This window comes from Steroidobacter flavus, assembly GCF_042651805.1.
Taxonomy (GTDB): domain Bacteria; phylum Pseudomonadota; class Gammaproteobacteria; order Steroidobacterales; family Steroidobacteraceae; genus Steroidobacter; species Steroidobacter flavus.
In genome coordinates this window covers 1883253-1895169 of sequence record NZ_JBHSDU010000003.1, presented here as the reverse complement: position 1 = coordinate 1895169, position 11917 = coordinate 1883253, and the positions used below count along the sequence as shown (strand labels likewise).

Annotated in this window: 14 protein-coding genes; 3 read left to right on the top strand and 11 right to left on the bottom strand. The window is 61.7% G+C overall.

All coding sequences use genetic code 11. The features are described 5' to 3' along the window. Nucleotides 1–42: 42 nt before the first annotated feature. A complete protein-coding gene (locus ACFPN2_RS13680; RefSeq protein ID WP_380597381.1) occupies nt 43–957 on the top strand; it encodes a DMT family transporter in 915 nt (304 codons plus the stop codon). Here ACFPN2_RS13680 and ACFPN2_RS13675 read toward each other — a convergent pair. Further along, nucleotides 908–1732 (bottom strand): LytR/AlgR family response regulator transcription factor, encoded by an 825-nt coding sequence (locus ACFPN2_RS13675; RefSeq protein ID WP_380597379.1) that lies wholly within the window; start codon nt 1730–1732, stop codon nt 908–910. The two genes, ACFPN2_RS13680 and ACFPN2_RS13675, sit on opposite strands and share 50 nt — an antisense overlap. Nucleotides 1733–1752: 20 nt before the next feature. After that, the gene (locus tag ACFPN2_RS13670) at nt 1753–2823 is read right to left on the bottom strand and encodes a sensor histidine kinase (protein WP_380597378.1); all 1071 of its coding nucleotides are present in this window, start codon (nt 2821–2823) and stop codon (nt 1753–1755) included. A 320-nt stretch (nt 2824–3143) separates the two neighbouring features. Here ACFPN2_RS13670 and ACFPN2_RS13665 point away from each other — a divergent pair, with 320 nt between their 5' ends. After that, a complete protein-coding gene (locus ACFPN2_RS13665) occupies nt 3144–3536 on the top strand; it encodes a UrcA family protein (protein ID WP_380597376.1) in 393 nt (130 codons plus the stop codon). Between the two features lie 78 nt (nt 3537–3614). Here the strand turns inward: ACFPN2_RS13665 and ACFPN2_RS13660 are convergent, their stop codons facing one another. The 4 genes from ACFPN2_RS13660 to ACFPN2_RS13645 all read right to left on the bottom strand — a co-directional run bounded on the left by ACFPN2_RS13660 (nt 3615) and on the right by ACFPN2_RS13645 (nt 7559). Further along, a complete protein-coding gene (locus tag ACFPN2_RS13660; protein ID WP_380597374.1) occupies nt 3615–4529 on the bottom strand; it encodes a DMT family transporter in 915 nt (304 codons plus the stop codon). A 68-nt stretch (nt 4530–4597) separates the two neighbouring features. Then, nucleotides 4598–4735 carry a DUF3096 domain-containing protein gene (locus tag ACFPN2_RS13655; protein WP_129781240.1) on the bottom strand — a complete coding sequence of 46 codons (138 nt, stop codon included), beginning with the start codon at nt 4733–4735 and terminating at the stop codon, nt 4598–4600. Between the two features lie 73 nt (nt 4736–4808). Next, entirely contained in the window at nt 4809–5489 is a 681-nt protein-coding gene (locus ACFPN2_RS13650) for an alpha/beta hydrolase (protein WP_380597372.1), read from the bottom strand. 15 nt (nt 5490–5504) lie between these two features. Then, nucleotides 5505–7559: a response regulator gene (locus ACFPN2_RS13645; RefSeq protein WP_380597370.1), complete on the bottom strand. Its 2055-nt coding sequence runs from the start codon at nt 7557–7559 to the stop codon at nt 5505–5507. Nucleotides 7560–7776: 217 nt separating this feature from the next. Between ACFPN2_RS13645 and ACFPN2_RS13640 the strand changes: the two genes are divergently transcribed. Next, nucleotides 7777–8181: a hypothetical protein gene (locus ACFPN2_RS13640; protein WP_380597368.1), complete on the top strand. Its 405-nt coding sequence runs from the start codon at nt 7777–7779 to the stop codon at nt 8179–8181. Here the strand turns inward: ACFPN2_RS13640 and ACFPN2_RS13635 are convergent, their stop codons facing one another. The 5 genes from ACFPN2_RS13635 to ACFPN2_RS13615 all read right to left on the bottom strand — a co-directional run bounded on the left by ACFPN2_RS13635 (nt 8182) and on the right by ACFPN2_RS13615 (nt 11903). After that, a complete protein-coding gene (locus ACFPN2_RS13635; protein WP_380597366.1) occupies nt 8182–8655 on the bottom strand; it encodes a DUF5658 family protein in 474 nt (157 codons plus the stop codon). Nucleotides 8656–8877: 222 nt separating this feature from the next. After that, a complete protein-coding gene (locus tag ACFPN2_RS13630; RefSeq protein ID WP_380597364.1) occupies nt 8878–9228 on the bottom strand; it encodes a hypothetical protein in 351 nt (116 codons plus the stop codon). 298 nt (nt 9229–9526) lie between these two features. Next, nucleotides 9527–10462 (bottom strand): LysR substrate-binding domain-containing protein, encoded by a 936-nt coding sequence (locus ACFPN2_RS13625; RefSeq protein WP_380597362.1) that lies wholly within the window; start codon nt 10460–10462, stop codon nt 9527–9529. A 191-nt stretch (nt 10463–10653) separates the two neighbouring features. Then, nucleotides 10654–11481 (bottom strand): family 1 encapsulin nanocompartment shell protein, encoded by an 828-nt coding sequence (locus tag ACFPN2_RS13620; RefSeq protein WP_380597360.1) that lies wholly within the window; start codon nt 11479–11481, stop codon nt 10654–10656. Beyond that, a complete protein-coding gene (locus ACFPN2_RS13615) occupies nt 11478–11903 on the bottom strand; it encodes an encapsulin-associated ferritin-like protein (RefSeq protein WP_380597358.1) in 426 nt (141 codons plus the stop codon). Before ACFPN2_RS13615 ends, ACFPN2_RS13620 begins: the two co-directional genes overlap by 4 nt. Nucleotides 11904–11917: the final 14 nt, after the last annotated feature.

The following is an 11917-nucleotide window of genomic DNA, read 5'->3' as shown; positions in this document are numbered from 1 at the left end:
CCTTGGGCGAGGCAGGCGGCTTTAGCCAAGGTTCTGATTACGATGTCCGCGGTCTCTCGCGCCAACTGGCAAATTCATTTCTGCGTTATCCTGTGGGGATTCACTGCCATCCTGGGCAAGTTGATCTCCCTGGGGACGCTTGCGTTGGTGTGGTGGCGCATGCTGCTCGTCACCGGCGCGTTGGTGCTGGTGCCGCGCTTCTGGCGGGGGTTGTCCAAGCTGCCGCCGCGGATGATTGCGATCTATGCCGGCATTGGCATGGTCGTCGCGCTGCATTGGCTGGCGTTCTACGGCTCCATCCGGTTGGCGAATGCGTCGGTAGCCGCGACCTGTTTGGCGATGTCGCCGGTGTTTCTGGCCTTCATCGAGCCGTTCCTGGTGGGGCGTCGCTTCGACATGCGCGAACTGCTGTTCGGTGTCGCGTGCATTCCGGGCGTGGCACTGGTGGTGGGCGGAACGCCCACGGAAATGCGCCTGGGCATTGTGGTCGGTGTGTTCGGTGCCCTGCTGGTGTCGATCTTCGCCAGCCTCAACAAACGTTTCATCGGTAATTCCGATGCGCTCGCGGTGACCGGCTTGGAAATCGGCGCCGGTCTGTTGTTGATGACCGTGATCTCGACCGTGATGTCGCCCGACACCGTGTTTGTTCTGCCATCGGTGCGCGACGCGTGGTTGCTCGCCGTGCTCGCGATGGGCTGCACGCTTCTGCCTTTCGCCTTGTCGCTGGCGGCGCTTCGTCACGTGAGCGCCTTCTCCACGGCGATCGCGCTCAATATGGAGCCGGTGTACGCGATCGTGATGGCGATTGTGTTGCTGGGCGAGCAGCGCGAGCTCAGCCCCAGCTTTTATTTAGGCGTCGTCATCGTAGTGTCGGCGGTGTTTCTGCATCCCTGGCTGGTACGTCCCGCTAACGACGCTGCAACAGCTGATCTACCCGATCCCGATAAGAACGGCTGAGCTTGATCTCCTGCCCGTCTTCGAGCGTCAGGAAATATTCGCCATTGGTGTGAGGCCGCAGCCGTCGCACGCGTGACACGTTGACGATGGTCGAGCGGTGCACGCGCTGGAACAGCTTCGGATCGAGCACTGCTTCGAGTGACTTCATCGTCTCCCGCAACACATACGTGCGCCCGTCCGCGTGCACGCACATGTAGTCGCCGGCGGCATCGATCCAATCGATCCTCTTCACATCGACCCGCACCGTACCTGCGTCGTCACGAATCGGCAGGATCTGCGGATACTGCGGCTGACGCTCGGCATGCAGATATTCCCGCAGCGTTTGCTCGTCTACCTGTCCGCTCCCTTGCGTGCTCGCCAGCAATTTCATCAATTGCTCACGCTGGCTGAGCGCGTTCTTCTGCTGCCAATAGCCGCGTACGCGTTCGAGTGCCTGGACGAAGCGAGTGTCGTTGATAGGCTTGAGCAGGTAGTCGATGGCCTGCGCCTCGAAAGCATCCAGCGCATATCGATCGTAAGCGGTGACGAAGATCACCATGGGCAACGATTCCTGAGGCAGGCGTGCCAGCACGTCGAAGCCCGACAGCCCCGGCATCTGAATGTCGAGAAACATCAGGTCTGGCTGATCTGCCACGATGGACTCGATGGCTTCGCGCCCATTGACGCAATGTCGGACGATGGCGATATCTGGATGCCCCGCGAGACGCAGCTCGATGCCCCGCCGGGCCAGCTCTTCATCGTCGACGATGATGGTGCGAATAGGTTGGTCATTCATGGCACTGCTCAGGCCGCGCCTCAGGCTGGAGCCGTGGCGCGTTCCGCTGGAAACGTCAGCGACACCCGCAAACCGGGGTGCGTGTTCGTCACTGCAACTGTGCCGCGTTCTCCGTACAGCACCTGCAGGCGCTCGCGAGTATTACGAATACCGACGCCACGACCATTGGCCAAACGGGTTGCATCGACCATGCCCGGGCCATCGTCGGCCACTTCCAACTGGAGCATACCCCCGGTGACATGCGCGCCGATGCGGATTTGCCCGCCTTGCTCGCGAGGCGACACCGCATACTTGATGGCGTTCTCGATCAACGGCTGTATCAGCAGGCTCGGCACCAGCATGGAGCTGGCCCCATCCTCGATGGCGTAGACCAGGCGCAGGCGCTCGCCGAAACGCATCGTCTCGATGTTCAAGTACAGATTGAGCGCGTCGATCTCCTGCGCGACCGTCACCTTCTTCATCGGGTCCTGGTCGAGCGTGTAGCGCAGGAACTCCGACAAGCCCGTGACCGCGTTGTTCGCAGTGCTGTTACGGTTGTCGAGAATCAGCGTGGAGATCGCATTCAGCGTGTTGAACAGGAAGTGAGGATTGAGCTGATAACGCAGCATCTTGAGCTGCGCTTCCGTCGCCAGCGAAGTCGCCTGCAGCGTGGCGATGCGCTGTGATTGCAACAGCTCGTAGTACCGCACGCCGTAGTACAAGCCGACCCAGCACATGATGAGATAAGTGGAGCTCATCGCGCCGCTGAGGTACTCATGCCAGTGCACCATGGGCCATTCCGGTTCCAGGTACTTGTGGTAGTACCAGTTCATGATCACTCGGAGCACGCACGCTGTGACCCACGCGGCGGCGAGGCTGCCCGCAAACGTGACGGCCGGCGGCTTCTTCCATAGCCACCGGCAGATATAGCGCATCGGCATGGTGAGAATGCAGCCCGCCGTCGCCGCGACGGCGATGTACTGCACGTAGGCCACTGGCTTGCCGTAGAGCAGAGCGCCGACGTATTGCGAGACGCCGTAACCGCTCCAGCCGAGCACGTGCAGGGACCAGAACAGCGCGTTTCTATTTTGTTTCAGTTGTGCAAGGTCCATGCGGCCACTGTAAGCAAGAGCCGCCACGCATTCCATCGTTTCGTCGCGCCGCCGGCACGCCCGGTCGCAAGCCGTGCTCAGCCCCCCTTTTTGGCCGACATAACGCGAGTTCAGGCGCCGCTGTAGCGGCAATTGCGCGTGCGTCGAACCGATTCGGCGGAGCGGTGAGCGGAAGGAATGAGTGCGCCGCGCGACCGATCAAACAGGCGTCGAGAAAAAATCTCGCGGCGCTTGCAACCCTTGGCGAATCCCTCGCATCTCAAAACCAAGCGCGCGATGAACGGTAGTTAAAGAGAAGCGAAGTTAGAGGAGACTCGATCATGTCCAGCCACCAGACTTTCCGTGTTGCGCGTTACGTTGCCGCCTGTGCCATCACTGCCCTGACCTTCGGCGCCGCCGCTCATGCTGGCGAAGTGTCCACCGATGTGGTCGGTCCGGCCACGACCACGGTGCACTACGGCGACCTCGATCTTTCCAAGCAGGCCGATGCGCAGAAACTGTACGGCCGTCTGCAGCGCGCTTCGGACAACGTCTGCGGCGAGTACAAGGAATTGCGCAATCTGCAGAAGATGAAACTGTACAACGCTTGCTATCAGGACACGCTGGCCCGCGCCGTCGATACGGTCGGCCACGCTGAAGTGAAGGCAGCTTACGCGGCGGATGACAAGGTTCGTGTCGCCGGCCGCTCCACGAAGTCCCAAGCCAGCATCTAACGATGGTTGCAGCATCGGTAGATGGTTGCTTGTATAGGCGACGCCGCCAGCTGCGACTGGCGCGTCGCCGGACTTCGATCAATCGGCGCGTTGCGTCGCTGGCTCGGATTTACCGAGCTGCGCTTCGCGCCAGCTGATGTACAACGTCGAAGCAATGATGACGCCGGCACCGAGCATGGTGACGCTGTTCGGTACTTCGCGAAACAACGCGTAGCCGAGCACAATCGCGAACACCAGGCGCGTGTAGTCGATGGGCGCCATCACCATCGCATCGCCTTCCGCCATGCCTTTGATGTAACAAGCCTGAGTCATCAGGCCCAGGACGCCCAGCATGGTCAGCAAGCCGAGATCCGGCAGGCTGGGCGTGCGCCACGCGAGCAGTGCGCCGGGAATGGTCAGCAAGAATCCCAGCACCGCGGACCACGCCATGAGTGCCATGGTCGTGTGATCGCGCGTCATCACTTTCATGCCGGTCACCGTCAGCGAGATCAACAGCGCGGATGACAAGGCGGCGGCCGCGGGCAATCCAAATCCGCTGACCGCCGATGGCTGCAACATCAGCAATGCACCGAGAAACCCGATGAACGTCGCCGCGATCCGACGCGGCCCCACCGGTTCCTTCAGCACGAAGGCGGCCAAGGGCACGAGCCACAGCGTGCGCGTGAACGACAGCGCATTCGCATCGGCCAACGGCATTTTCTGATAAGCGTAAAAACCGAGGATCATGCCGACCGTTCCGGCTGTGGCGCGGAACAGAAGCAATCCAGGGCGAGTGGTGCGAAAGGCCTCCCGCGGATTGCGCGCGATCAGCGGCAGCATCACCAGCAGGCCGGCGGCATTCCGATAGAACGTTTGCAACGGCGCAGGGTAGTCCTCGCCGAGATACTTGATCAGCATCGTCATCACTGTGAATGACGCGGCCGATGCCAGCATCCACAGCGTGCCACGGGAATTGCGATGCAGTCGGTTATAGCGGGCGGTAAGGTTCTTCACGTGCTTGGGGCAGCACTACGCCCCCGGTGGTGAGACCGGCACTTTACCGCAAAGCGCGGACGCGGGGGCTAGAGTCGCGGCCCGAACAATCCGAGCAGGCCGACGATGATCAGATAGATGGCGACGATGAAATTCAGCAGCCGGGGCAGGACCAGGATCAGGATGCCGGCGACCAGTGCGACCAGGGGACCGATGCTGACGTACATACCCGCGCCTTTGTTTGTGATGAAAGGATCACAGGCGGTACGTCAGAACCCGACGGATTGTTCCCCTGAAGGCTCAGGCGAGGCGCGCCTGCAGCCATTTCGAGATGTCGACCACTTCTTCCATGCAGACCGAATGTTCCATCGGATAGGTGTGCCACTCGATGCGGTAGCCCAGGCCCTGTAACACATCGCGCGACGCTTCACCCATCTGCGCCGGAACGACGGGATCGTGCACCCCGTGACACATCAGGATCGGCACATCGCGATTCGCGGCCGACGCTTCGGTGGCGACAGACGCGCGCAACGGCAGATACGTCGACAACGCCATCATGCCGGCGAGCCGTTGCGGATAGCGCAAGCCCGTCTGGAACGCGATGGCGCCGCCTTGCGAGAAACCGGCAATCACGATTTTGCTGGCCGGAATGCCCTGCGCGATTTCCTGTTCGATGTATTTCTTCACGACGCCTTCCGACTCGCGAATGCCGGCATCGTCTTCGGCACGCTCGGGACCGAAGCCCTTGATGTCGTACCAGGCCCGCATCACGTAGCCGTTGTTGATGGTCACAGGGCGCGGCGTCGCGTGGGGAAATATGAATCGCACCGGCAACGTCGCGGGCAAATGCAGCTCGTCGACGATAGGCACGAAATCGAAACCGTCCGCACCGAGCCCGTGCAGCCAGATCACCGTCGCAACCGGCGCGGTGGCCGGGTTCAGCACGACGGCATCGGCGGATTCTCGAGTCGTATAAGGCATGTCAGCTCCGAGGCATCAAGGCTCGCGGGATCGTAATAGTTCCGCCACGGCGGCGCCGAGCTCGGCCATGTCGAACGGCTTTCGCAGTTGTCTGGCCGTGCCGAGCGCCGCTTCCACCGCGGCGCTGTCGGCATAGCCCGAAACGATCAGGACGGGCAGCCCCGGTTGTTTCATCTGTGCCGCTTTGGCCAGCTCCGCGCCGTTCATGCCGGGCATGGCGAAATCGGCGAGCAGCAGATCGAAGCGCTGTGCGTCGAGCAGGATCAGCGCATCGACCCCATTATCCGTGTCTCGCACCTCGTAGCCCAGCGAGCGCAGCGATTCGCTCATGAATCGTCGCACCAGCTTGTCGTCGTCGACCACCAGCACGGCGGCGCTCTTGGTCACGAGCTCCGGTTCAGCTTCCGCAGCTTCGAGCACGGCCGGCGCTGCGACTGGCACGACGGCATCGGCTGGCGCGAGCGGCAGTACCAGGCAAACGGTGGTGCCTTGGTGAATTTCGCTGTCGATGTAGAGGGAGCCGCCCGACTCGCGCGCCACCGCGTAGACCTGTGACAGGCCGAGTCCCGTGCCTTGGCCGACGGGTTTGGTCGTGAAGAACGGATCGATGGCGCGTGCCCGCACTTCTTCAGTCATGCCGACGCCGGTGTCAGTCACTGACAGCTGCACATAGTCGCCCTTCGGCAGATGTCGATCGACCACATTGGCGCGGCGGGCGCTGATGATGAGTTTGCCGCCGCCGGGCATCGCGTCGCGCCCGTTCACGGCGAGATTGAGCAGCGCCAGCTCGAGCTGATTCGAGTCGCTCATCACCACGCGTGCATCGGGATCCAATTCCATGCGCACATCGATTGAAGGCCCGACCGACTGCGCGAGCAGACCGCTGATGCCATTGAACAGCTGCTGCAGATTCACCGGCCCGACCGCCATGCGTTGGCTGCGGGAAAATGCCAGCAATTGCGACGCGAGTTTCGCGCCCCGTCGGGAGGCTTCGAGTGCGTTATCCGCGAGCCTGCGCAGTCGTTCGTTGTCTTTCACTCGATTGCGAATCAAATCGAGATTGCCGATCACGGCCGTGAGCAGATTGTTGAAGTCGTGCGCGATGCCGCCCGTCAGTTGACCCACCGCTTCCATCTTCTGCGACTGACGCAATGTTTCTTCGGCACGGCGTCGCTCCGCCATGTCTCGTACCATCAGCAGGACGAGCGTGCCGCCGAGTACCAAGGTGCCCAAGGCCGCCAATGCAGCGGCAACGAACGACCACGTGGTCGGTGCGTCGATTGCCGCCGATGCCACCGCGAGGTGTGCCGACCATTGCGACCACGACGACGTGTGAAACGCCGTGTAGTTCTTCAGTCCCTCATAGGTCGTGCCCGGATAGAAGCCGCTGCTGCCTTCCCGGATCGCCCTGCGCACGAACTCGGTGGCCGGCGTGCCGACGCGGCTTTCGAAGTTGAGGGTGCGGGCGACGAACTGACCTTGCCGATCGACGACCGCGGCGGTCGTGCCGGGCACGGCTACCGCAGTCAGCAAATCTTGAAATGCCTGTGGCTCGATGCCGGCGCCGAGCACGTAACGCAATTCACCTTCGCCGCTCACGGGCGCGTAAACCCAGGCGAGCTTTTCAGGCGGCGGCGTGATCGAGCCGGCCATGGGCAAAGCACTCTGGCGGATATCGTTCAGCGCCCGCGCATGCACTTCGCTGAGTGGCGTGGGCTCGCCAAACGGGCGCCGCAGATCGAACAATTCCTGCCCGCTGACTGCGTCGATCAGAATGATCGTGCGCCACGCCGGGTTGGCGACCTGCACCCGCCGCACGCGAAAATAAAACTCCCGCATGTTGCCCTTGGCGAGATCGACCGAACTGGTGAGCACGCCGAGTGCCGCCAGATCGCGGCGCAGACGACCGTCGACCAGCATGGTCGCGATCTCACTGCGGCCGAGCGTGTCGGCTTCGACACGCGCCCGCTCCGCACGTAGGAAATAAAAAGCGCCGACCGCGACGAACACCACTGTGGGCAGCGTCGCGGCAACCCCCAGAGTGATCAGCGAGCGCCGGAAGAATCGCATTTGTTGTTCTCGTCCGGCCAAAGGCCGCTATTTTGCCTCGCGCGTCCGTTGTGAGATAGCTGTAGGCCGCTCGAAGCACCGCGTAGGTAATCCACCGGGATGCCGCTGCGGAAAGAGGCAGCCTCAGGCTCAGGGGTTGGCGCTTTGACCTCGATCACAGAAATGGCAAAGTGACGGCGCTATATCTGGCCGCCTCTCCCTCACTCGGTTTCATCCCATGCAATCGCGCAAGCTGCACGCACTGATCGCTTTTGCTTTGTTTCTCGTGGCCGCGGTGGTCTACGCGGCGCTGTCCGGGCAGCCCGTGGATCTGTGGCGCGTTGCGCTATGGAGCATGATCGGCGTCGGCAGCTACACCGCGCTATCACATGTGTTTGGTTTCGACCCGCATCGCACGCGCATCGACCGATGCGCGCCGGCGTATATGCACTATGTGGATCGTTGGGAGCTGCGCCTGGGGCAGGCGACCTTGTCGATGCTCGGTGGCATCGTGGTCGCGGCCCGTTTGTTCGATAGCGCCCACTTCGTGACGGCCGTGGTCAGCGGCACGCTATCGGCGTGGACCTACTTCGCCTTTCGCTGGTATGTCGGCGGTTATCGGGCAACCGCCGCTAGCAAATGATCAAAGCGGCGGCGGTGGGTTGGCGAGCAAATGCAGCTCGTAAGCCATCAGCGCCGCATAACAGGCGACGACCACGTATAGCAGCACCTCGCCTGGAAACAATCTGAACAGCTTCATCCGCGCGCAGATCACCAGCACGGCGGCGCCGACGCTGGTCAGCGTCAGCTTGATCGCAGCGAACCAGCCGAGGTTGTGAGGCACGAACAGCGCCATCACCGGATTCACTTCGCTCGCTCCTTGCGACATCAGCATCAACGTCAGCACGCCGTCGAGCGTCGACATGCCGAGGATCAGCAACACCAGCGCCAGCACGCGCGGTGAGTGCCAATCGATGATGGTATAGACGCGATCGGTCGCGCGGCGCCCGGCCCGACGACGCGGATTCAGCGCGCCTCGCCAATAGGCGGCAACGCTGTAGTGGCGGCGTTCAACACCGCTGCGACGTTCAGGATGGACGCGTTCCATTGCGTGCATGGATCAGGAGCCTCGACTCTCAACTATTCGGCGCGATCAGTGTGCGCGAAGAGTGCAAAGCGAGGGGCTGAAGTTACCGTAATCCCTCGGGAAAGAAACTCGCGACGAGGGGAACTTGTCGGGAAAATTATCAGAAAACACTCCGGGAGGAGCGTCCATGCGAGCGCGTTGCTGTCAGGGGGATGTCAGTCGCGCACGCCTCCCGGAGTGATTAGGCTGCGATTAGCGGGACGCCAGTTTCTGCGCGATGGGCTTGCCGTTCAGCGCGATCACCGCGCCGCTGCGATCGACGATGCAGGTACCGCGGGCGATATTCTTGCCGCTTTCCATGCCCTTCGCGCTGACCACGATCTTGTAGGCACGCGTGTGAATGCTGATCGGGCTGTTCACGGCGTCTTCCTTCTTGATCCTCACCGGCTGTTCTTTCGGCAGGCTCGAGGCGACGAATGCGTTGATGCACGAATCCATCGCGGCATCGTAGTCGTGAGCCTGAGTAGCGAACGGCGCGGCGAGGGCGAGCGTGGCGGCGGCCAGGGATATCGACTTGGCGAGGCGGGTGCTGAGCTTGGTCATGACGATCACTCCAAAGGTTTTTAAAGAGGGCTCCAAATCCCCTGGAACGTTTCTTTATGGAATGGGGCCAATGTAGGCCCGGCCAGTCACGACGACAAACGAGAAGATTTCATGCTGGCAGCAAATGCGCTCATGCAGACATTCCCTGACGTGGAAACAAAATAGAAACAAACGGGTGCGTGCCCGCCTCCGCTGAGCCGCGGATAAAAACAAAGCTCGCCCCTGGGAATCGAAAATATTTCATCGGTCCGCGCCTGCGGCGCGGACGATAGGTGGGTCTAGAGAAATGCGCGCTGGATCACGCTGCGACGCTGAACTCTTCGATCAACCATTCCGTCAGTGCTTTGACGTTGGGTCGCGCCGCATCTTCCTTGCGCAGGATCAGGAAATAGCTCTCGCCTGTTTCCAATTCGCGATCGAACAATTTCACCAACGTGCCTTGCACGAAGCGATCGTTACCAAGACGTGTCGATACCAACGCGACACCGACGCCGTGCTCGGCTGCTTCCGCTGCAGTATTCATAGAGTCGAAGCGCACGATGCTCTTGGGTCGCAGATCGATGCCGAGCGTTTGCGCCCAGCGCTGCCAGCCGTCACGACGCGCTTCGTGAATGATCAACGTATGTTTGTTCAAGTCCTGCACCGAGTCGATCGGCACACGCTGTAACAAATTCGGCGAGCACGCCGGTACAAACGATTGCGAGAATAGTTTGTGACAATTGTGATCGTGCGCCTCTTCCGGCGCGGCGCCCACGACGATGGAGAGATCCGCTTCGGCGGGATGCGACTGCAACGGTCCCGACACCGTATTGATATGTACGTCTGTATCCGGTCGCACTTCCAGGAACGACGGCAGGCGCGGCAACAACATCTCGGTCGCGAAGAACGGCGGGATGTGCAGACGAACCACGTCGCGGCCGTAACGAATGCGTAACTGCTCAGTCACCGTTTCGAGTCGTGCGAACACCGTCTCCAGGTGCTGCAAATAACTTTCGCCGGCTTCGGTCAGCGTCAGCGAGCTTGGACCGCGCTCGAACAGTGCGACGCCAAGCTGCTCCTCGAGCCCCTTGATCTGATGGCTGACGGCAGACGGCGTAATGCACAGCTCCTCGGCTGCGGCCTTGAAGCTCAGGCGCGCGGCGGCGACTTGAAAGGTCTTCAGGAACTTCAACGAGGGGAGGCGCATGGTCGCAGGCCGTCGAAGCGGCAACTCGGGCACGGGAAAGGTGGTCACGCCTTGATGAGAGCAAGTCCCGTGCCGTCTTGCGGAACCCATGATTTCCGCGGCGTTCAGCCACGCTCGGTCAGCGTGGGGCGCCAGCGCCGCCCCACGCGCTGGCAGCTCGATCAGACCGCGCGCAAATACAGTGCGGTCAAAGGCTTATGTCACGGTTTGTTAATAATTCGTCAATCTAACGACGCGCGTTATTTCGCAGGAGTCACATCCACAGAGGCGTAAGTCAGCGGTACCGCGGCTTCGGGAGACAACACACGGAACGTGAAGCTCTGCTGCAAATACAGCAGCACCGAGGTGCTGGTGTGATCGAGATAACCCACTGAGAAATCCTGTCCGATGATCAGCTCGAAATCGCCGCCGCGCAGACTCATCACCACCGCGCCGTCGACGGCGGGCGCCCAAACGATCGGCCCATCCACCAGCTCGCGCACATGATTGATGATGGGATAGCCGCGCAACGTACTGCGAGTCAGTCCGGTGTAGCAGCGAGGTCCGAGTGCAATTCCATACGGACCGCTGACACCTTCACTGCGCAATCGATGAGTAGCTTCGGCGACTACGTCGGGATAAGCACCGTAATCGGTGGGAATCGTCAGCCCATGAGCTTCGGCGGCGGGAAAGATGCCGTCGATATCGCCGGCGGCATAGCCGCGGAAGATGGCGCGATCTTCGGCGATCGCTGCCGCCCGGGCCGCGTTGCGAACCGAATCCAGATCGGGATTGGTGTCGCCGCGGCCGATCGCGTCCAGCTCTTCGCGATCCACCTCGAACGGAATACGAATCTCAATCAACGGCAGCGACAGTCGCAGCTTGGAAACCACGCCATCCTGCAACGAGGGCGACAGCGTCCGGGTGCGACCGGTCGAGACCGAGGCGCAACTCCAGCCCAGCGGCCCTTTGAAATCCACCAGACGGCGCGCGGCCAGCAACGTTTTCAGTGTGCGCTTGGCCTCGGCGTCGATTTCTTTCCACGCCTCGGAGGAAATCGGGGCGTGCTCGCGTAACAGCTCGTTCATGGTTTGATTCCTGTTCCCGCCAGCTGGGCCACTTCGCGAGTCGGGTTCTGGTGTTCACCCCGCAGACTGCCGATGCCGAGGCAGCCGTCGCCTGCATCCGACTCGCCCTCGCCGCCGCCATGTTCCGCTTCATGTTCGATATCGAGCACGGACTTGTCGGTGAACAGGTAGGTGCGCAGGTGCTCGTCGAGCTTGGGGTCTTTACGACGTAGCCACTCCAACACCATGGCGGCGTGCTCTTTTTCCTCGTCGCGGTTGTGCGCCAGGATGCGCTTGAGCTCCTCGTCGGTGGCGGCGTCGATGCGCTGGTCGTACCAGTCGACCGCTTCCAGCTCTTCCATCAACGAAGATACGGCGCGATGCCGATCGATGGTTTCGGGACGGAGCGCCTTGGCGCTCTCGTGCAAGGATTCGCTAGACATGGGGATGAACGCGC

What these genes read in the sequence shown, in the direction of transcription:
- ACFPN2_RS13680 (WP_380597381.1), top strand. Translation starts at nt 43, where the DNA reads ATGTCCGCGGTCTCTCGCGCCAACTGGCAAATTCATTTCTGCGTTATC.
- ACFPN2_RS13675 (WP_380597379.1), bottom strand. Translation starts at nt 1,732, where the DNA reads ATGAATGACCAACCTATTCGCACCATCATCGTCGACGATGAAGAGCTG.
- ACFPN2_RS13670 (WP_380597378.1), bottom strand. Translation starts at nt 2,823, where the DNA reads ATGGACCTTGCACAACTGAAACAAAATAGAAACGCGCTGTTCTGGTCC.
- ACFPN2_RS13665 (WP_380597376.1), top strand. Translation starts at nt 3,144, where the DNA reads ATGTCCAGCCACCAGACTTTCCGTGTTGCGCGTTACGTTGCCGCCTGT.
- ACFPN2_RS13655 (WP_129781240.1), bottom strand. Translation starts at nt 4,735, where the DNA reads ATGTACGTCAGCATCGGTCCCCTGGTCGCACTGGTCGCCGGCATCCTG.
- ACFPN2_RS13650 (WP_380597372.1), bottom strand. Translation starts at nt 5,489, where the DNA reads ATGCCTTATACGACTCGAGAATCCGCCGATGCCGTCGTGCTGAACCCG.
- ACFPN2_RS13645 (WP_380597370.1), bottom strand. Translation starts at nt 7,559, where the DNA reads ATGCGATTCTTCCGGCGCTCGCTGATCACTCTGGGGGTTGCCGCGACG.
- ACFPN2_RS13640 (WP_380597368.1), top strand. Translation starts at nt 7,777, where the DNA reads ATGCAATCGCGCAAGCTGCACGCACTGATCGCTTTTGCTTTGTTTCTC.
- ACFPN2_RS13635 (WP_380597366.1), bottom strand. Translation starts at nt 8,655, where the DNA reads ATGCACGCAATGGAACGCGTCCATCCTGAACGTCGCAGCGGTGTTGAA.
- ACFPN2_RS13630 (WP_380597364.1), bottom strand. Translation starts at nt 9,228, where the DNA reads ATGACCAAGCTCAGCACCCGCCTCGCCAAGTCGATATCCCTGGCCGCC.
- ACFPN2_RS13620 (WP_380597360.1), bottom strand. Translation starts at nt 11,481, where the DNA reads ATGAACGAGCTGTTACGCGAGCACGCCCCGATTTCCTCCGAGGCGTGG.
- ACFPN2_RS13615 (WP_380597358.1), bottom strand. Translation starts at nt 11,903, where the DNA reads ATGTCTAGCGAATCCTTGCACGAGAGCGCCAAGGCGCTCCGTCCCGAA.